Here is a 19294-nt window from a genome sequence, read left to right on the forward strand (position 1 = left end):
GCGGCGGCCTTCAGTCCGGCGTGCCGGGCGCGTCGCTGTCCGACCGCGCGTCGCCGGGTTCGCGCTGCAGCTGATCGAGGCGTTTGCGCGCGTCCTCGGTGCGCGCGGCGTCGAGCGTCTTCTCGGCCTTGCTGCGGCCGAAGCGCACGCGATTCTCGGCCGCCTGCCGCTCGGCCTCGGCGCGCGCCTTCTTCTTGCGCGCCTTGTTGAAGTTGATGATCTCGGCCATCGCACGCTCGCGGCGGGGGAGGGTGCCGAGCATAGCCAAAGATGCCGGCGCCGGCTCGTGCGGCGTCCTACGCGCCCTGTCCGTCGCGGCTGACACCGGTGTCGGGGCCGCCCGCGATGGCGGCGTGTCGCGGCGCGGCAAGAATTGCTCCCGGGCCTTCACTTTCCTGCGCGCCGCCATGATCGACCCGCACGCCGCCGACACTTCCAGCCGCCCGGCCAGCCAGTGGCCGATCGGCATCCGCCTGCGCTTCCGTCCGGACGCGAGCCTGAATCCGCAGTACGAGCATCTGCGCGGCAAGCCGCTGCTGGTGCTGTCGCGCCTGCAGCTGCTCGGGCCCAACGAACAGGGCTGCTATTCCTGGCGCCAGCAGATCCTCGCGCTGAGCACCGGCCGCGTCGGCTGGGCGCGCCCCGAGCAGCTGACGCTGCCGATCGACGATCCCGACGAGGACGAGGGCTTCTGAGGCCCGGCGAGACCGCCGCGCGGCGAGGCGGCCGGAACCGATGGTAGGCTTCGCGCTCCCCCATCGGTTTTCGAGCAAGAGCATGAATGAAGGTCTTTTCCGTCTGCAGACGTCCGCGCAGCTGGCCGTGCTGACCGACGCCGTCGCCCTGCTGCTGGCGGACCACAGTGTCAGCGCCGGCGTGCCGCTGTCGCGCCTGCACGAGGGCATGGTCGGCTATCTGGCCGACGCGGTCCGGGCCCGGGCCGGCAACGACGCCGAAGCGACGCTCGGCCTCGAAGGCATGCTCGAGGAAGCCGCCGACGATCTGTTCTCGCGCGCGGCGCGCATGCTGGCCGAAGCCGCGAACTGAGCCGATGCGCGCGCCGGCCCTGCGTGCGTGCCGCCTGCGGGCAGCGGTGCTGCCGCCGCGCGCCATTAGCGCACGGCGCGCGCCCGTTCGCGTCGGCGCCGGCCGTCGGCCAGCCGTTTTCCGCTGGTGGTGCGGGACCCGGCTCCTGCGGGCCGCGCCGGCGCTCGTTCTTTGTGCCGCGCTGTCCGCCTGCGGCGGCCCGGCGCGGCTGTCGGTCGAGCAGGGCACGGGGCCCGATCCGCAGCTGCCGGCGCCGGAAAAGGCCTTGCTGCCGGTCGTCAACATCGCGCCCGCGATCGGCTGGCCGGCGGGCGGCAAGCCGACCGCGGCGCCGGGACTCGCGGTCGGCGCCTACGCCGACGCGCTCGACCATCCGCGCTGGCTTTACGTGCTGCCGAACGGCGACGTGCTGGTTGCCGAGACCAATGCGCCGCCCAAGCCGGAGGACGATGCCGGTCTGCGCGGCTGGGTGGCGAAACAGATCATGAAGAAGGCCGGTGCCGGCGTGGCTAGCGCCAATCGCATCACCCTGCTGCGCGACAGCGACGGCGACGGTGTCGCCGACCAGCGCAGCGTGTTCCTGCAGGACCTGCATTCACCGTTCGGCATGGCGCTGGTCGGCGACGCGCTCTACGTCGCCAACACCGACGCGGTGCTGAGCTTCCCGTACGAGAACGGCCAGACGCGGATCGCGGCGGCCGGCACGAAGCTCGTCGATCTGCCGGCCGGACCGCGCAATCACCACTGGACCAAGAACCTCATCGCCAGCCGCGACGGGCGCAAGCTGTACGTGACGGTCGGCTCGAACAGCAACGTGGCCGAGAACGGCGTCGAGGCGGAAGTCGGCCGCGCGGCGATCTGGGAAGTCGACCTCGGCAGTGGCGAGGCGCGCGTCTTCGCGTCCGGTCTGCGCAATCCGAACGGCCTGGCCTGGGAGCCGGACAGCGGCGAGCTGTGGACGGTCGTCAACGAACGCGACGAAATCGGTTCGGACCTCGTGCCGGACTACCTGACGTCGGTGCGCGACGGCGGCTTCTACGGCTGGCCGTACAGCTACTACGGCCAGCACGTCGATGCGCGCGTGCAGCCGCAGAAGCCGGCGCTGGTCGCCCAGGCGCTCGTGCCCGATTACGCGCTCGGCCCGCACACCGCCTCGCTCGGACTGGTCAGCGCGCGCGGCAACCGGCTGCCGCCGGCGTACGCCAACGGCATGTTCGTCGGCCAGCACGGTTCGTGGAACCGCCAGCCGCTGAGCGGTTACAAGGTGATCTTCGTGCCGTTCGCCGACGGCAAGCCGCGCGGCTTGCCGAGCGACGTGCTCGGCGGCTTCGTCAGCGCCGACGGCAAGGCCTATGGCCGGCCGGTCGGCGTCGCCCTCGATGCGCGCGGCGCGCTGCTGGTTGCCGACGACGTCGGCAACGCGATCTGGCGCGTCAGCGCCGCATCGCCCCCAGTCGCATCGCCCTGAACGCGCCGCGCGAGGTCGCGAACGCAAAGGCGGACCACGCAGGCCCGCTTCTGCGTGGCGCCGGGCTATGAAGCGGACGCGGCGGCGTCGACCACCGACTGCAGCACGCGGCCGACGCGCGAGCGCTGCGGATGGTCGCCGACCGGGATGCTCGCGATCTTCTGCTCGCTCGCGTAGTCGATGACGGCGATCGCGTCGTCGCCGGACATCGACACGAAGCAGCGCGTGCCGTCGCCGCTGTTGGTCGCCCAGTACGGCTTCGAGCCGTTGGCGACGATCTTGTACGCGAAGGTCTCGCGCGAGACGACGGCGACGTAGTCGTCCATCGTGCCGGCCACGCAGAGCTTGGTGCCTTGCGGATTCATCGCCAGGCCGTGATGCGCGCTGTCGAGCAGATACTGCGAGCGCGGCACGTCGGGAATCGCGTTCGGCAGTTGCGCGACGCGCAGGATGCGGTCCTGCGCGAGGTCGTATTCGACGAAGCCGTGGAAGAACGAGAGCTGGAAGTAGAACAGGTTCTCGTCCGGCGCGATCGCCATCGGCCGCACCGCCGAGCTCATGTCCGGATAGCCGGCTTCGGCGAGTTTTTCGCCGATGTCAACCTTGTGCGTCACTTCCAGCGTGCCGGCATCGACGACCTCGAACACGCGCTCGCCCTTGGTGGTGTCGAAGACCGGCGCGTCGGTCGGCGTGAACACGGTGCCGATGCTGGCGTGGAAGATCCGTGAGCCGTCCTTCGAGTAGTTGTTCTCGTGCGGCTGGTCGCCGGACGCAAAGCTGCCGACGATCGTACCGGTCGCGGTATCGATCACGTGGACTTGCTTCGACGTCGAGGCCGAGACGGCGAGGCGCTTGCCGTCCGGCGAGATCGCCATGTGGTCCGAGCGGTAGCCTTCGACCGGCGTGCGCCAGACGATCTGCCGCGTTGTCAGGTCGAAGGCGACGACGTCGGCGAAGCTCGGCCGCGACACATACAGGTAGCGACCGTCCGGCGAGGTGAAACTGTCGTCGACGAACTGGTCGTGGCCTTCGCCGATCAGCTGGCGCACGCCGAGGAACAGGGCGAGCCGCAGCGGATTGCGGGTGATTTCCGCCATGCGCTCGTCCTTGTCCGGGATGATGTCGAGACGCAGCAGGCGTTCGTAGCTGCGGGTATCGATGAAGTCGGCGGTGCCGTCCCAGTTGTTGCTGACGACGAGGACCTCGCGCGTCTTGCCTGCGGCGCCGCCGCCGCTGTCCGAGCCGCCGCAGGCGGCGAGCGCCAGCGCGGCGACGCCGGCTGCGCAAAGATGCTTGAGTGTGACCACCATGGGCGCTATCCCCCGTATCGGTTTTGTAATGCCGACATCGTAGGCATGCGGCCGCCTCGCGCCGCTAGTAAATCGTGCCCGGCGCGGCAGGCTGTCGGGGCGCTGACAGCGGAGCGCAAGCTCCGGATGTCGGTGTCGGGTGCGGCGGCGCAGGCTGGCGCGTCCCTACCGGAGTCCGCCATGTCCTTTCGCATCACCGGCCTGCCCGCCGATCCCTTCCGTCCGCTCTATGACCTGTCCGACGCGGCGCTGCGCGCGCGTGGCGTGCGGCGCTGCGTCGCCGACCGCAAGCCCGGCTTTCCCGATCGCATCGAGCTGCGCGACGCCGAGCCGGGCGAGACGCTGCTGCTGCTCAACTACATGCACCAGCCCGCCGACAATCCGTATCGCGCCAGCCATGCGATCTTCGTGCGCGAAGGCGCCGAGCGCACCTGGGATCGCATCGACGAAGTGCCGGCGCTGCTGCGCTCGAGGCTGCTGTCGGTGCGCGCTTTCGATGCCGACGATCTGATGATCGACGCCGACGTCGTCGACGGCGTCGCGCCGGAGACGCTGATCGAGCGCAGCTTCGCCGATCGGCGCGCAGCCTATCTGCACCTGCACTACGCCAGACGCGGCTGCTACGCGGCGCGCGTCGAGCGCGCCTGAAGGCGTCAGCGCGTCCGGCGTCCGCTCCAGCGGTCCATGCGCCGCTGGATCACGGCGCAGCGCTCGGCGAGCGGCACGAGCCGTTCGCGTACGCGCTGCGGCGTGTGGCCGCGGCCGGGCAGCAGCGCCTGCACCGGCGCCGCGCCGCCATGATGGCCGGGCAGCAGCGGCACGAGACGGCCGGCTTCGAGATCGTCGATCACGTCGGTGAGCGCCTTCACCGCCACGCCGCGGCCCTGCAGCGTCCATTCGCGCACCAGCGCACCGTTGCCGCACAGGCCGCCGTGCGCGCGCACTCGTTCGCCGTCGCCGGCCGTGCGACGACCGCGCCACAGCCGCCAGTCGCGGAACGGCCGGCCGTCGAGCTGCAGGAAGATGCCGTCGTGGGATGTTCGCGCGCTCCAGCTTCGGCACGCCGGAGATGATCGAGCAGGGCCGCCCGCTCGACGAGCTCGCCCAGCTGTTCGACGCCGGCGCGATTCGCGCGACGCTCGCCGAGCACTACGGCCGCATCGACGCCGCCAATCTGCGCCGCGCGCATGCGCTGGTCGAGCGCGGCACCGCCCGCGGCAAGATCGTGCTCGAAGGCTTCTGAAGCGTCTCGGCGCGAAGGCGGGTGCGCGGCGAACGAGCGCCGCGCACCGTCCGCACGGGCTCAGTGCGTCAGCGGCACGTTGGGTGCGGACGGCGTGGTCGGCGCGGTGGTCGACGATACCGGGCAGCCGGGAATGTCGCCGGGCTGCGGTTCGCGCGCGACGATCGCGTCCTGGTAGGTGTCGCCGAAGGTCTTCCACAGCTGGTCGGCCTCGCCGCAGCGCGCGGCGAAGTCGAACAGCGCCTTCATGTGCTCCGCCTTGAAGTCGAGAGCGCCGCCGAAGCGGAAGGCGTTCGGGATCGCGGTCAGCTTGAAGTCCATGCCGTAGTGCCGCGCCGTCGCGAAGGCCAGGCCCAGCGCCGCGCGCGTGCCGTGCGTGAGGCTGACGTCGAAGCCGCGCACCAGGATCTTGCGCGCGCCGATGCGCGTGGTGCCCGGCTCGCGGCTGAGCTGACTGTTGACCAGTGCGTAGACGCGCACGTCGCCGATGCGGGGGACGCCTTCGGCGACCAGCGAGGCGATCTCCGGACCGATGAACAGCGGCACTGAAGCGCCGCCGTCGACGTGCATCTCGTCGTAGGTTTCGCCGTTCTCGCTGACGCGGATCATCACCGGCGGAAACACCACCGGAATGCTGGCCGAGGCCACCAGCACGTTGCGGAACAGCAGCCGTGCATCCGAGCCGCCGCGCGCGGCGATCGCGCCCATGTCCCAGATCACCGCTTCGCCCTTGTCGAGGTCGGTGGTCTCGATCAGCAGCATGCGGCCGCGCATGTACTCGCGCGCGACGGCGAGCAGCAGCTGGTCGGTGACGAAGCGGTCGACGAGATCGACCAGCGGCTGGCCGCGATACATCGCCGGCTGGCCGAGCATCAGGCCGGTGAGGTCGCGTTGCAGCAGATTGCTGCTGCTGTCGCCGGACAGCGCCTCGGTCAGCTGCGCGTCCCAGGCCGGGCCGAGGTAGGCGAGCGGCGCGATCAGCGCGCCGACGCTGACGCCGGTGACGAGCTGGAATTCCGGGCGCCGGCCGCTGCGGCTCCAGCCGACCAGCGCGCCGGCGCCGAACGCGCCGCCGGCGCCGCCGCCGGACAGCGCGAGGATGTTGATCGGGCCGTCGCCGGCGGCCGCTTTCATGCGTTGCAGGTTCTGCGCCGAGTGCTGGCGGAAGCTTTCCGGGCTGTCGTAGGCCAGGCGCACCGGCGCGTCGAAGCCGAGCGGGGTCGCGGTGCTCAGCTTGCCGGGCGGTGCCGGCAGGCGCTCGATCGAGATGCAGCCGGCGAGCAGCGCGAGGCTCGCAGTCGTCAACAGGGTGGGGAGGCGGCGTCGGTCCATGGCAGGCCGGAAGCGGGAAAGGCTCGCGCACACTACCGAGTTTCGACGGCGCGAAAAAGGATGCGCGTCGCGCGCGGTTCGCCGGCGGGCGTGGTTCGCCGGCGGTGATACGCTCGCGCCCCTCGTCTTGCCATCCGCCATTGCCGTGAAGATTCTGCTGACGCCGTTCGCGCAGGCACGCCTGTTCCCCAAGTCCGGTCGCGCCAACACCCTCCAGGACACGACGCCGGAAGATTTCGAGCGCCATCTCAACGCGCATGCGCCGCTCAAGGTGCTCGACGGCTACGCGCCGTTCTGCAAGCTGCACGTGCATCGCAACTGGACCTCGACGCGCTGCCTGACGGTGCCGATCACCGATGCCAACCGCCACCTGCTGCGCTCCGCCTACGAGGCGCGCACGAAGCGCGAGCTGCCGGTGCTGGTGCGCTGGTTCGAAGGTGTCGAGGCGCCGGTCGCGAACTATCTCGTCGTGATCCTCTACAGCCGCGAGCAGATGGCGCGCGAGGGCACGCCGATCGACGCCGACTGGGGCGTGGTCGGCTGTCTGGCGACGGCCGCGCCCGAGGAGATTCCGATGGCGCCGATCACGATGATGCGCAACGCGCTCGGCGTCGAGGAAGGCGGCTCCGGCGTGCCGCTCGACCGCGAGGCCTACCGGCGCAGCGTCGAGTTCTGGGAGCGCAACGCCAACTGGCGGCCGTGACGCACGGGCCGTGACGCACGGGTGCTAGCGCGGATCGCCGCGGCGCGACATGACGCGGGTCATGGTGCGCGGCGGCCGTGCTGCCGAGACTCGTGCGCCCGAAGCCACGAGAGCGAAAAGCCGATGAGCGATCCCACGCCCTATGACCTGATCGGCGGCGAGAACGGCGTGCGCGCCCTCGCGGTCGCGTTCTATGACGCCATGGACCGCCTGCCGGAAGCGGCGACGATCCGCGCCATGCACGGCGAATCGCTCGACGGCATCAAGCAGAAGCTGTTCGAATTCCTGTCCGGCTGGCTCGGCGGTCCGCGGCTCTATTTCCAGAAGTACGGCCACGTCTGCATCGGCAGCGCGCACGGCCCGTATCCGATCGGCGAGGCCGAGCGCGACCAGTGGCTGCGCTGCATGGACATCGCGCTCGACGAGATCGGCGCCAGCGACGAGGTGCGCAACATTCTGCACGCGCCGATGTTCCGCATGGCCAACGCCATGCGCGATCGCTGAGGGCGAAGCCGTCGCACGCCCTCACGTCGCGGCGCCGTCGCGCGGCGTTTCACGGCGGCGCGGCGGTCGGCGCCGGCGCCGGGCCGGCGTCGAGGCGCTCCGCGAGCGCGCGCAGGTGCCGCGCGAACGGCATCACCGTCTTGACGCTGCCGAGCGTGACGAGCACGCCGTAGCGGCCTGAGCTGCGGTCCAGCCACGGATAGGTGCCGAGCGCGCCGGCGCTGCTGACGCGCGTGCAGCGGCGCCCGTCCTGCTGTTCGCACCACAGGCCGAGCCCGTACGACCAGGTCGGATCGATGCCCGGCGGCCGGAAGTTCTGCACCAGCGCGCTGCTGTAATCGGTTTCGATGGTGTCGATCGAGGCTTGCGACAGCAGCATGCCCGGCCGCTGCAGCGCGACGAGGAAGCGCGCGTAATCCTGCGCCGAGGTGTGCAGGCCGGCGGCGACGTTGGCGCTCGGCAGGTCCGCGCCCTCGCGATACCAGATCGGGTGCGCGTAGAAGCTCGACGCCATGCCGGCCGGTGTGGCGACCTCGTCGACGAACAGCGTCGTCCAGCGCCGGCCGCTGACGCGTTCGGCGAGGTGGCCGCCGATCTGCATGGCGATGCCGCCGTAGGTGAAGGCGGTGCCCGGCGCATCGTGCATCGGCAGCGCGACCAGACGCGCGAACAACTCATCGGCCGGCATCTCCGGCGAGTAGTTCAGCGCGTGGCCGAGATCGGCGCCGGCGGTATGGCTGAACAGCTGGCGTGGCGTCGTGCGGGCCCAGGGGCCGCCGAGTTCCGGCAGATAGGCCGACAGCGGCCGGTCGAGGTCGAGCCGGCGCTGCTCGACGAGCCGCATCAGCACGACGGCGGACACCCATTTGCTCGACGAGGCGACCGGCACGACGCTGTCGAAGCCGATCGCGCCGACCTGCACGCGCGCCTGCTCGGCGCCGTCGCGGCCGACGATCAGCGCCGCGCCGTCCAGTTCCAGCGCCGTCGTCATCTGCTGCAGCGCCGCGCGCAGATCCTCGACCGACGCGCGCGCCGGCAGCGCCGGGTCCGGCAGGCCGCGCGCGTGCATCCGGATGCGCAGGTTGCCGAGCAGCGCGCTGGCCGAGAAGCGCAGCAGCTCGGCGTCGTCGAGGCTGCCGTCGCCGTCGCGGTCGAACTGTGCGAAGTGCCGGCGCAGCAGCGGTCCGGCCTCCTCGGGTTCGAGCCGGCCGTTGCGGTTGAAGTCGAGTTCGGCGGCGAGCGTCCGCGTCATCCGCCACTGCCAGAACAGCAGGCCGCCGGTGGCGACGAGCGTCAGGGCGAGGCCTGCGAGCAGGATCTTCTTCATCGTCTCGCCTCCGTTCGCGCTGCGCGGCGCGCCCGCGCCGGTCGGCACTGCGGCGCGTGCGATACGCACGATGCCGGTGGCGTGTCGGTACGGCGCGCGCTGTGCCCGCGTCCTGTCCGGTGTTTCATGCCTGTTCTCCTCCCGCGTCAGGGTCGATGGTTCTGATTTCTTATTGTGCACAATGTATGCGCATTGGCCGCTTGTGCGCCACTCTGGGTTCCGGCCTTCGCGCTTGCGCAACTATCGAGATATTGCGGCTTTGTCGCATGTCCGCCAATCGCATCCGGAAATGGCGGTGGCCATTGACAAGCGAAGATTGCCGGAAATATTGTGCACAAAAATTGGCAGGACAACGATCCTGCCCGGAGGAGAGACATGCTTCGCAAGGTTCGCAGCGCCGTTTCGGAGCAGCGCCGATGATCGACCGGCGCGCCTTCCTGCTCGCCGGGCTCGGCCTCGCCGGCGGCTGCGCCGGCTGGCGGACGCGGCCTGCCATTGCCGCGCGCCGCGCCGAAGAGTGGCCCTGCTATGCGGCCGACAACGCAGCCAGCAAGTATTCGCCGCTCGACGCGATCCATGCCGGCAACGCCGGCCGCCTGCGCGTCGTCTGGGAATGGGAGTCGCCCGACGCGGCGATCCTCGACGCGCATCCGCAGCTCGGTCCCGGCGAGTTCCAGGCGACGCCGATCATGATCGGCGGCGTGCTCTACACCTCGACGGCGATGAGCCAGGTCGCCGCGATCGACGCGGCCAGCGGCCGCACGCTGTGGGTCTACGATCCGGGCACTTGGCGCCGCGGGCCGACCACGATCAAGGGCTTCCAGCATCGCGGCGTCGCCTGGTGGAGCGACGGCGAAACCTCGCGCATCTACATCGGCACCGGCGACGCGCGCCTGATCGCGCTCGACGCGCGCAGCGGCCGGCCGGTGCCCGGCTTCGGCCGCAACGGCGAGATCGACCTGCGCAGCGTCGGCCTGAGCCGGCCGGTCGAGCGTGATCCGGCCGATCTCTACGGCTGCACGTCGGCGCCGCTGGTCTGCCGCGACACGGTGGTGATCGGCGGCTACATCCACGACCGCGCGCTCAAGGACCCGATGCCGCTCGGCGACGTGCGCGGCTTCGACGTGCGCACCGGCGCGCTGAAGTGGAGCTTCCGCACCATCCCGCTGCCCGGCGAATACGGCGCCGACACCTGGCCGGACGGCGCGGCGGCGCGCATCGGCAACGGCAACGTCTGGGCGCCGATGAGCGCCGACGACGAACTGGGCATCGTCTACCTGCCGGGCAGCTGCGCGACCGACAATCTCTACGGCGGCCTGCGTCCCGGCGACAACCTGTTCTCCAGCAGCCTGATCGCGCTCGACGTCGAGACCGGCGCGCGGCGCTGGCATTTCCAGACCGTGCATCACGACGTCTGGGACTACGATCTGCCGTGCGCGCCGAACCTCGTCGATCTCGATATCGGCGGCGCGCGCGTCAAAGCGGTCGCGCAGGTCACCAAGCAGGGGCTGTGCTTCGTCTTCGACCGCGTCAGCGGCAAGCCGCTGTGGCCGATCGAGGAGCGCGCCGTGCCGCAGAGCACGATTCCCGGCGAGCGCAGCGCGCCGACCCAGCCGTTCCCGACGCGGCCGGCGCCGTTCGAGGTCAACGGTGTGACGCCGGACATGCTGATCGACTTCAGCCCCGAGCTGAACGCCGAGGCGCGGCAGATCCTCGAAACCTACCGCTATGGCCCGCTCTACACGCCGCTCGACCGCCGGCCGACGATCGTGCGGCCGAGCTGGCTCGGCGCCGCCAACTGGCAGGGCGCGGCGGTCGATCCGGACAGCGGCGTGCTCTACGTGCCCTCGCAGTCGGCGGCGACCGCGCTGGCGCTCGACGAGCACGGCGCGCCGGCGCTGCCGGACGGCGCGCGCGACACCGAGATCGCCGGCGCCTCGGTTGTGGTGCGCGGTCCGCGCGGTCTGCCGCTGTTCAAGCCGCCGTACGGCCGCATCAGCGCGATCGATCTGCGCCGCGGCGAGCTGCTGTGGACGCGGCCGAACGGTCCGGGCGCGACCGACAGTCCGGCGCTGGCGCCGTACCGGCTCGGCTGGATCGGTTCGCAGCAGCGCGCCGCGCCGCTGCTGACGCGCAGTCTGCTGTTCGTCGGCGAGGGGCCGCACGACCGGCGCTACGCGCAGAAGGTGCTGCGCGCCTACGACAAGCGCAGCGGCGAGGTGAAGGCCGAGATTGCGCTGCCCGGCCACACGCTCGGCGCACCGATGAGCTACGCCGTCGGCGGCCGCCAGTTCATTGTCTACGCGATGGGCTTCCGGCAGCGGCCGCACAAGCTCGTCGCGCTCGCGGAGGTTTGATGATGATGACGTTCCCGCGATTCGCCGCGTTCGTCCTGGCCTTCGCCCTGCTCGGCTTCGGCGCCGCGCGCCCGGCGGCGGCCGAGGCGGTCAAGTTCTACATCATGGTCGACGTTCCGGACCCGACGCAGCTGCTCGCGCTCGACCGCTGGTACCTGCGCTATCACGGTCCGGAAATGCATCGCGCGATGAAGACCTGGCAGCGCAACTACGTTTCGTACCGCAGCATCGCGGTGCCGGCCGAGGCCGAGCGCTACGGCGCGATCTGGCGCGGGCGCCTGACCGAGATCCAGTACGACCGGCTCGAAGACTTCTACGAAGGCCGCCGCAACAACCCGTATCTGGACCTGCTGACACCGCCGCCCGGCGGCTGGCGCAAGACCTTCTTCCGCACCGAGACGGCGACGCTGCCGATCAATCCGCCGGAAAACTATCTGGCGCCGGAGCCGTCCAGCGGCGTCGATCGCGGCTGGGTCGACCGCCCGCCGGCGACGCCGCCGAAGGAAACGCCGTACCTGCGCTGGGTGCTGTTCCTGCGGCCGCCGGCGGGCGTCGACGCCGAGGCCGCCGAGCGCTGGTTCCGCGAGGTGCACGTGCGCGAGGTCGCGCGCCTGCCGGGCCTGCGCCGCTACGTCGGCTATCGCAGCGTCGGCCGCGAATCGCGCTATTCGCGCGTCGTCGAGCTGTGGTTCGACGACTACGCCGCCTGGCGTCAGGCCTTCATCGAAGCGGCCCCGACTTTCACCGCGCCGCCCTGGGGCGGCACGTTCCCGTTCATGGATTCGGTGTCGACGTTCATCGGCGAAAACCCGGACGTCGATTTCATCAACGACCGGCGCGTCATTCCGTAGCGGCCGCCGGCCACAAGCGCAGATCCCGGACCACCGGGACGGCAGAGAAGGGGGAGAACATGGCTGGACAAGTGCCAGGGATGAGGCTGGCCGCCGCAATGGCGGTCCTGATGGCGGCCGGTGCGCTGGCGGCCTGCGGCAGTAGCGGCGGCGGCATCGACGAGGCGCGCGCCGCGGCGGCGGCGACGCCGGTCGACAGCTGCGTCAGCGCGCCGCTGGACGGCTACGGCGGACCGGGACCATACGCGGTCGCCGTGCAGAGCGTCGCCAATCCCGAGCGCCGCGGTGCGGAGGTCACCGTGTTCAGCCCGCAGGACGCCGGCACTGCGCCGCGCCCGGTGATCTTCTTCTCGCACGCGTTCGCCGCCGGCGAGCTCGACACCTACATCGAACTGCTGGAGCGGCTCGCCTCGCAGGGCTGGATCGTCGTGCACTCGCCGTACGGCATCCTCGAATCATTCCAGCTGCTGTCGCCGGGCAAGGTGCCGCCCGCCTACGACCAGCTGTGGGCGGGATTCGAGGCGGCGGTGACGCGCTACGGCGCCGAGCTGCACATGGACACCTCGCGCATCGGCTTCATCGGCCACTCGTTCGGCGGCGGCGCGTCGCCGGCGATGCTGACGCGCGCACTGGCGCGCGGCTGGGGCGGCAATGCGCGCTTCGTGTTCATCATGGCGCCGTTCCGCGTCTACGAGATCACGCCGGACGACTACGCGCGCTGGCCGTCCGACACGCGCGCGCTGATCGAGGTCTACGACGATGACGACACCAACGATCACCGCTACGCGATCGACGACATCTGGGCGCACCTCGGCACGATTCCCGACGCGCGCAAGGACTATCTGCTGCTCGGCAGCGCCACGCACGGCAGCTGCACGCTGCCGGCCGACCACGCGGTGCCGATGGCGCGCAACGGCCGTTACGGCCAGCTCAACGGCTTCGATCCCTGGGCGGTCTGGCGCCGCGCCGACGCGCTGGCGCGCTGTACGTTCGACGGCGACGCCACCGGCTGCGCGATCGCGCTCGGCCGCGGCGATGCCCGGCAGGCCGCCATGGGCAACTGGCTCGACGACGGCTCGCCGCTGCCGCCGATCCAGAGCCTGATTCCGCCGCAGCCGCGCAACTGCGGCGAGGGCGAGCGCTGCACGTTCCGACGCGACTGAAGGCGCGCGGTTCCAACCATAACGACAGAAGGGGGAGAGTCATGCGCATCGAAACGATGAGCGTGCTGATGCTGGCGTGCCTGTGCGCGTCGCCCGCGCTGTGGGCGCAGGACGGGGACGCATCGGCCCCGGCGCCGTACGCGACGCTGCCGGTGCCCGCCGCACCCGAGCCGCCGCCGGCGGTGGAGCCGGCGCCGGCCGCGCCGCCGGCGCTGGAGGAGATCGTCGTCACCGCCGAGAAGCGTTCCGACCGCCTGCAACGCGTGCCGCTGGCGATCACCGCGATCACCGCCGACCAGCGCGAGGAGCGCGGCATCAAGAGCGTCAACGACATCGCCGACGTCACGCCGGGGCTTTCGTACGACAAGGGCACCGGCAGCGATCGCATCAGCGTGCGCGGCATCGGCCGCCTGACGTCGGCGATCGGCACCGATGCCGGCATCGCCGTCTACAACGACGGCGTGTTCACCGGCAGCGGCACGCAGATCCAGAAATCGCCGCTGTTCGTCGATCGCGTCGAGGTGCTGCGCGGGCCGCAGGGCACGCTCTACGGGCAGAACTCGATCGGCGGCGCGATCAACGTCGTGTCCAAGCGGCCGTCGTCGCAGTTCGACGCGCAGGCGCGCGGCGCCTATGGCAGCTACGGTGCGTTCGAACTTGAAGGCTTCGTGTCCGGGCCGCTGCGCGACGGCCTGCTCGGCCGGCTGTCGCTGAGCCAGACCGGGCAGCAGGATGCGCAGTTCGACAACGAAGGTCCGGCCGACGGCCTCGGCCGCGAGCAGCATCGCCTGGCCGAGGCGCAGCTGCAGTTCGGCGACGGTGCACCGTGGCAGGTATGGACGCGCCTCTCGTACCGTGAGTGGGACGACCGCAAGCCGACCGCGAATCTGGTGACGCCGTACGTGCGCGATCAGTTCAGCAATGCCGTGTATCCGAATCCGGCGTACCGGTACGAACAGGAGAACCCGGGCGTCGGCAACTTTCACCGGATCAACACCAACCGCGACAGCGTCTACCAGATCAACGAGAACTACGCGGCCGTGCTCGAAGCGAGCTATGACCTGGGCGCGGTGCGCGCGAAGTATCTCGGCGGCTGGCAGACGCTCAAGCTGCCGCTGCGCGGCGACTTCGATCGCACTGCGCGCGGCGACTTCCGTGTCGGCCTGCCCGGCGATCCGCAGACCTTCACGCTGCTCGATCCCGACGGCTACACGATCTCCGGCGACATGCGCAGCCAGACCGACGTCGACAAGACCTACTGGTCCAACGAGCTGACGTTCTCGGGCGAGGACGAGCGGCTGCGCTGGATCGCCGGGCTCTACGAATCCGGTGATCGCAGCACTACGGTCGGCGTGCTGCGCAATCCCGGCCAGCCGCAGTACGAGCAACCGCTGACGCAGGCTTCCGTGCTCGGCGTGCCGAGCGCGGCGCTGCCCAATCCGGCGCGCGACGTGCTGCGCACGGCGGCCGATCTCGACGTGCGCTCGTACTCGGGGTTCGGCCAGCTCGACTGGCATCTGAGCGAGCGCGCCAAGCTCAGCTTCGGCCTGCGCTACACGCGCGACGAGAAGAAGGCGCGCGAGCAGCTGCGCATCGTGCTGTGGAGTCCCAGCAACAATCCGCTGGTCAGCGGCCTGTCGCTGCAGGACCTCGGTGCGACGATCAGCGATCAGCTCGACAGCCTGATCGGCCTCAATCCCGGACTCGATACCGGCGCGCTGCCGCCGACCGATCCGCTGTGCTGCACCGGGCGCGGCGACAACGAGCCGGCCTACGACATCACGCCGACGCTCAGCGGCGCGCCGGCGAGCACCAGCGGCCCCGCGGTGCGCCACCTGGATCGCTCGTGGACCGGTCGTACCGGGCGTCTAGCGTTCGACTACGCAGCCAGCCGGCGCGCGCTCGTCTACGCCAGCTATGCGCGCGGCTACAAGGCCGGCGGCTTCCGGCTCGGCGGCTTTTCGCAGGACTACGACGTCGGTCCCGAACATGCCGACGCCTTCGAGCTGGGTCTGAAGAGCGACTGGACGCCACTGCTGCGCACGAATCTCGCGCTGTTCTATACGCAGTATCGCGACGCGCAGGTGCCGCTGCTGTTCGACAACGGCGTCACCGCCGACAACCTGTTCATCAACCTCGAACGCTCGCGCAGCTACGGCGCCGAGCTGGAGAGCCAGTGGATCGCGCTGCGGGGCCTCAGCTTCAATTTCAGCTACAGCTGGCTGGTCGCCGAAATCCAGTCGGCGTGCTGTTTCGTCAATCTCGAAGTGCCGCCGGAGCAGCGCAGCCCGCAGGCGCTCGACGGCAATCGCCTGCCGTTCGCGCCCGAGCACAAAGCTTCGCTCAACGGTCTTTACCGCTACGGCTTCGAGCGCGGCGACCTGCTGCTGTCGGCGACTTACTCCTGGCGCGACAAGACCGACTATCAGGTCTTCAACGACCCGCGCGCGCGGGCCGATGCCTACGGCACGCTCGGCGCGCGCCTTGCCTGGATCGACCGCCGCCTGCCGGTGCAGCTCGCGCTGTTCGGCAGCAATCTGCTCGACGAGCAGCAGGTCACCAACATCGAACTCGGCACCGGCGCCGGCGTGGTGGGCTACGGCAAGGTCGTCAGCGTGTCCGATCCGCGGCTCGTCGGGCTCGAAATGCTCTGGTACTTCCAGTGACGCCGGCCGGCCGTTGAGCCATCGCCCGGCCGCGTCCAAGAGACCGGGCGCGGCCGGGCGATGTCGCGGCCATGCACGCATGCACCGGGCACGCTGCGCATCACTCGGGACGTGCCCCGACGCGAGCCGGCGCGGCGGGGCGCCGGCGCGTCCTACAACCCCAGCGCACTCAGGCCCGGATGGTCGGCGGGACGCGGCGCGCGGCGGTCCCAGTGGAACAGGCGTTCCTCGGCGCGGATCGGCCGCTCGTTGATGCTGGCGTGGCGATGGGCCATCAGGCCCTGCGCGTCGAACGCCCAGTTCTCGTTACCGTAGGCGCGGTACCACTGACCGGAATCGTCGCGGTACTCGTAGGCGAAGCGCACCGCGATGCGCGCGCCGTCATGCGCCCAGACTTCCTTGATGAGCCGGTAGTCCAGCTCGCGGTTCCACTTGCGGGTGAGGAACGCCACGATCTCGTCGCGGCCCTGGAAGATCTCGCTGCGATTGCGCCAGCGGCTATCCGGCGTGTAAGCGAGCGAGACGCGCTGCGGGTCACAGCTGTTCCAGGCGTCCTCGGCGGCGCGCGCCTTCTGCGCGGCGGTTTCGGCGGTGAAGGGCGGCAGCGGCGGGCGGCTCTGCATGGTGGATTTCCTCGGGGTGGGCGATCAATGTAGACAAGTCTGTCTACATCGCCACTGTGGCAGGTGTAGACAGGTTTGTCTACCATGCGCCGCATGACAACCATTGCCCAGCTCGCCGCTGCCTCCGAGGAAGAACGCGCCGCGCTGCCGCCGCGCGAGCGCATCCTGCAGACCGCCTACGCGCTGTTCTACCGGGACGGCATCCGCGCCACCGGCATCGACCGCGTAATCGCCGAATCGGGCGTCAGCAAGGTGACGTTCTACCGTCAGTTTCCGAGCAAGAACGACCTGATCCTCGCCTTCCTCGACTTGCGCCACGAACGCTGGATGGTCTGGTTCAGCGACGCGCTGCAGCGCCACGCCGCCAAGCGGCAGGGGCTCGATGCGCTGGTCGCCGCGCTCGGCGAATGGTTCGCGTCCGAGGACTTCCGTGGCTGCGCATTCCTCAACAGCGTCGGCGAGCTGGGCCACACGCTGCCGGAAGTGCTGGAGGTGACGCGCCGGCACAAGGCCGACATGGCCCGGGCCATCGAATTGCTGCTGCCGGCAGGGGCGGGGAGAAAGCAGATTGCCGCCGCGGCCGTGCTGGCGGCGGACGGCGCGATCCTGCATGCGCAGTACGAGCCGGGCGCGCAGGCCGCGCTCAAGCAGCTCACTGCCATCGTTCACGGTCTGGCGGCATAGCGCGCGGCCGGAGCCGGCGCTGCCGCATGTTTCACGCGGGGCGCGACGCTACACTGCGCGGCCGTTCCAAACACAAGGCCTGCGAATGTCCGTCGATGCTTTCCTGAAGCGCCTGCGCGAAGCGCCCGAGCAGATCGAGTTCTCCGAAACCATCGCCGCGATCGACGGCGCCTACGACTACACCCCGACCGCGTTCCGCAACGGCGATCTCCACAACGAAGCCGGGCAGAACGCCGGCTCGTGCAAGCTGTTCTCGTTCGCCCAACTGCAGGGCCTCACCGAAGCCGAAACGCTCGCCTGCTTCGGCCGCTACTACCGCGACGACGTCCTGAAGAATCCGGACGGCACCGAACACCAGAACATTCGCAACTTCATGCGGACGGGGTGGAAAGAGGTTCAGATTGGCGGTGACGTACTGAAAAAACGCTGTAGGGATTAAGTCGGCCTGCTGTTGGGCAATGGAGATCAGCGGCGTGGGTTTCGCTGGCTAGTTGCCAAGCCCTGTCTGGCAGCATCATTGGCTTGGACTCGAAGTAAAAAATCTCGGTAGGCTGGATTAACTTCCCAAACGATCTTTTGTAGGTCAGTCCAGCGTGATTTGCTGACGAGAGACGGGGACTCTTCAGGTTTGATGTGGCGATAACCATCTTTCTCCCGGACGTCAGAAATTCTTGCGTTTAGGACTCCAAGGTCAAACAGTAACTGTAAAAGAAGTAAGAAGCTATCATCGTCTTGCGGCTTAAGGGCGCGATTAAAAATTGAATGTGCGCCTGTAGATGGAATGCTGTGGCAATAATTCCGAAGGATTTCAAATGACGCTTTGAATGAACCTTGATCGAAGGGGATGAAGGCTAGCCGCTCCACTATTGCCTTTATTGAGGGGCATTCACTTTCACTTTCGTTTGACAAATACTCCACGCGTCCCATAGAGAAATCAGGCATTGCCGCATCAAGGTCATCTTGATTAATTCTGGCTGCGCTTCGCTGTTTTGCTTTTACGGCTAGGCTTCTGATCAACTGAACAGCGTCTCGCGGCCGCTCACGCGAGCGGCTTACGATTATGTCTTCCCAACTGCTCTGTTCCTTGCTCAAGGGCATATATGCAGTCTTTCCATCAAAGAAGACTTCAAATGGATTCAAGTCATCCCTGCCAGCGTCCCTTGCCGCTTCCCCGAGACGTTTGGAGACTATAGCGGCCAAGTGTTGCCTACTAGATCCAAGGCGCCTCACTAATGGTGCAAAGTGATCGGCTTGGTCTCGTTGTCCGGCTCCTTCTCTATTAATTCGCCGCCATACTTCTTCTCTTAAGGTTATGAGAACGCGAATTCTTTCGGAGTCTTGGGCGATTTTTCTGGCGGCCAGAAGAACTCCCCAAATTCTATTTAAGTGATCAGCTCTATCGGGTAAGGCGACTTGATCCGTATCGTCTAGAACTAAATATAGACAGCCCACAGAAGTTGATAGTTTTCTTACAATCGCTTCGCGCAGGGCAGGTAACTGCGGCGCCGATGGGCCATCGTCTATTTCTGTCAGATCAATTTCTGCTATCGGCTTCGCAAGCCGTGGAAGTAGAACGGCGAGACGAGAAATTAAGTCGGGGCGAATTATGCCTGTCTGTAGTCCGTGGTCTAGAAGTTCTTTGTCTTTCCCTCTGACCAGAGGTTGTAAGCGGAGCGCTAAATGCTTGGCAACGGCCCCGATCAAGGCCGCATACCCCACTCGCATATGTTCACCAACCGCCGCATCAGTTGCGAGATCGGCAAGCGCCATATCCCCTGGCGTGACTTTGACGAGCGGGATATCTGCGGGTAGGAGAAGCGATGCGAGCGCATCGATTAGCGCCGTTTTCCCTGTTCCCTTTTTGCCGACCAAAAGAAGCGGGCTGTGGGCCGGCGGTACTACTAAATCCGCGAAATTAGGATGTTCGACAAAGACACGTTGTATGAACTGGCGCTCGCCCTCTGCTGTTCCCGTCGGCACTAGTGCAAGCAGAGAGTCGAGCGCATCCATGGTTTT

19 protein-coding genes and 1 pseudogene are annotated in these 19294 nt (G+C 68.7%); 13 read left to right on the forward strand and 7 right to left on the reverse strand.

The genetic code is table 11. The annotated features are described in order from the left end of the window. Positions 1-10: 10 nt before the first annotated feature. Complete coding sequence (locus K343_RS0112200; RefSeq protein WP_028008321.1) at positions 11-229, reverse strand: DUF4169 family protein; 219 nt, start codon at positions 227-229, stop codon at positions 11-13. Between the two features lie 178 nt (positions 230-407). On the opposite strand from K343_RS0112200, the gene K343_RS0112205 reads away from it, so the two are divergent. From K343_RS0112205 to K343_RS0112215, 3 genes are all read left to right on the forward strand, one after another. Beyond that, on the forward strand, positions 408-695 hold the full coding sequence (locus K343_RS0112205; RefSeq protein WP_028008322.1) for a hypothetical protein: 288 nt from the start codon (positions 408-410) through the stop codon (positions 693-695). Positions 696-777: 82 nt separating this feature from the next. Further along, a complete protein-coding gene (locus K343_RS0112210; RefSeq protein WP_020649052.1) occupies positions 778-1047 on the forward strand; it encodes a hypothetical protein in 270 nt (89 codons plus the stop codon). 145 nt (positions 1048-1192) lie between these two features. After that, positions 1193-2515, forward strand: coding sequence for a PQQ-dependent sugar dehydrogenase (locus K343_RS0112215; protein ID WP_028008323.1), 1323 nt, complete (start codon positions 1193-1195; stop codon positions 2513-2515). A 65-nt stretch (positions 2516-2580) separates the two neighbouring features. Here the strand turns inward: K343_RS0112215 and K343_RS0112220 are convergent, their stop codons facing one another. Continuing rightward, the gene (locus K343_RS0112220; protein ID WP_028008324.1) at positions 2581-3825 is read right to left on the reverse strand and encodes a YncE family protein; all 1245 of its coding nucleotides are present in this window, start codon (positions 3823-3825) and stop codon (positions 2581-2583) included. Positions 3826-4005: 180 nt separating this feature from the next. Between K343_RS0112220 and K343_RS0112225 the strand changes: the two genes are divergently transcribed. Next, positions 4006-4473, forward strand: coding sequence for a DUF1203 domain-containing protein (locus K343_RS0112225; protein WP_028008325.1), 468 nt, complete (start codon positions 4006-4008; stop codon positions 4471-4473). A gap of 5 nt (positions 4474-4478) precedes the next feature. Here the strand turns inward: K343_RS0112225 and K343_RS21920 are convergent, their stop codons facing one another. After that, positions 4479-4769, reverse strand: a complete 291-nt coding sequence (locus K343_RS21920) for a type 2 periplasmic-binding domain-containing protein (protein ID WP_028008326.1) — start codon at positions 4767-4769, stop codon at positions 4479-4481. A 92-nt stretch (positions 4770-4861) separates the two neighbouring features. Between K343_RS21920 and K343_RS25385 the strand changes: the two are divergent. Then, positions 4862-5068: pseudogene (locus K343_RS25385) on the forward strand (zinc-binding dehydrogenase); the annotation flags it as partial. A gap of 60 nt (positions 5069-5128) precedes the next feature. On the opposite strand, the gene K343_RS21925 reads toward K343_RS25385, so the two are convergent. Next, on the reverse strand, positions 5129-6373 hold the full coding sequence (locus tag K343_RS21925; RefSeq protein WP_161628887.1) for a patatin-like phospholipase family protein: 1245 nt from the start codon (positions 6371-6373) through the stop codon (positions 5129-5131). Positions 6374-6545: 172 nt separating this feature from the next. On the opposite strand from K343_RS21925, the gene K343_RS0112245 reads away from it, so the two are divergent. Then, a complete protein-coding gene (locus K343_RS0112245) occupies positions 6546-7103 on the forward strand; it encodes a DUF3228 family protein (RefSeq protein WP_028008328.1) in 558 nt (185 codons plus the stop codon). 123 nt (positions 7104-7226) lie between these two features. Next, complete coding sequence (locus tag K343_RS0112250; protein WP_028008329.1) at positions 7227-7607, forward strand: group II truncated hemoglobin; 381 nt, start codon at positions 7227-7229, stop codon at positions 7605-7607. 49 nt (positions 7608-7656) lie between these two features. On the opposite strand, the gene K343_RS0112255 is transcribed toward K343_RS0112250, so the two are convergent. Then, on the reverse strand, positions 7657-8934 hold the full coding sequence (locus K343_RS0112255) for a serine hydrolase (protein ID WP_154662539.1): 1278 nt from the start codon (positions 8932-8934) through the stop codon (positions 7657-7659). Positions 8935-9350: 416 nt separating this feature from the next. Here K343_RS0112255 and K343_RS21930 point away from each other — a divergent pair, with 416 nt between their 5' ends. The 4 genes from K343_RS21930 (at position 9351) to K343_RS0112275 (ending at position 15971) form a co-directional block, all read left to right on the forward strand. Beyond that, complete coding sequence (locus K343_RS21930) at positions 9351-11291, forward strand: outer membrane protein assembly factor BamB family protein (RefSeq protein ID WP_051278310.1); 1941 nt, start codon at positions 9351-9353, stop codon at positions 11289-11291. Positions 11292-11296: 5 nt separating this feature from the next. Continuing rightward, on the forward strand, positions 11297-12142 hold the full coding sequence (locus K343_RS0112265; protein ID WP_154662540.1) for an EthD domain-containing protein: 846 nt from the start codon (positions 11297-11299) through the stop codon (positions 12140-12142). Positions 12143-12222: 80 nt separating this feature from the next. Then, the gene (locus K343_RS0112270; RefSeq protein ID WP_161628888.1) at positions 12223-13305 is read left to right on the forward strand and encodes an alpha/beta hydrolase fold domain-containing protein; all 1083 of its coding nucleotides are present in this window, start codon (positions 12223-12225) and stop codon (positions 13303-13305) included. A 41-nt stretch (positions 13306-13346) separates the two neighbouring features. Further along, complete coding sequence (locus K343_RS0112275) at positions 13347-15971, forward strand: TonB-dependent receptor (protein WP_028008333.1); 2625 nt, start codon at positions 13347-13349, stop codon at positions 15969-15971. A 152-nt stretch (positions 15972-16123) separates the two neighbouring features. Here K343_RS0112275 and K343_RS0112280 read toward each other — a convergent pair whose 3' ends face one another. Beyond that, positions 16124-16594, reverse strand: coding sequence for a nuclear transport factor 2 family protein (locus K343_RS0112280; protein ID WP_028008334.1), 471 nt, complete (start codon positions 16592-16594; stop codon positions 16124-16126). A 93-nt stretch (positions 16595-16687) separates the two neighbouring features. On the opposite strand from K343_RS0112280, the gene K343_RS0112285 reads away from it, so the two are divergent. Continuing rightward, positions 16688-17278, forward strand: coding sequence for a TetR/AcrR family transcriptional regulator (locus K343_RS0112285; protein ID WP_028008335.1), 591 nt, complete (start codon positions 16688-16690; stop codon positions 17276-17278). Positions 17279-17363: 85 nt separating this feature from the next. Then, positions 17364-17717: a HopJ type III effector protein gene (locus K343_RS0112290; protein WP_028008336.1), complete on the forward strand. Its 354-nt coding sequence runs from the start codon at positions 17364-17366 to the stop codon at positions 17715-17717. Between the two features lie 26 nt (positions 17718-17743). Here the strand turns inward: K343_RS0112290 and K343_RS24490 are convergent, their stop codons facing one another. Beyond that, a complete protein-coding gene (locus K343_RS24490) occupies positions 17744-19288 on the reverse strand; it encodes a P-loop ATPase, Sll1717 family (protein WP_154662542.1) in 1545 nt (514 codons plus the stop codon). Between the last annotated feature and the right edge of the window lie 6 nt (positions 19289-19294).

The organism is Solimonas flava DSM 18980, assembly GCF_000426685.1.
Classification (GTDB): Bacteria; Pseudomonadota; Gammaproteobacteria; order Nevskiales; family Nevskiaceae; genus Solimonas; species Solimonas flava.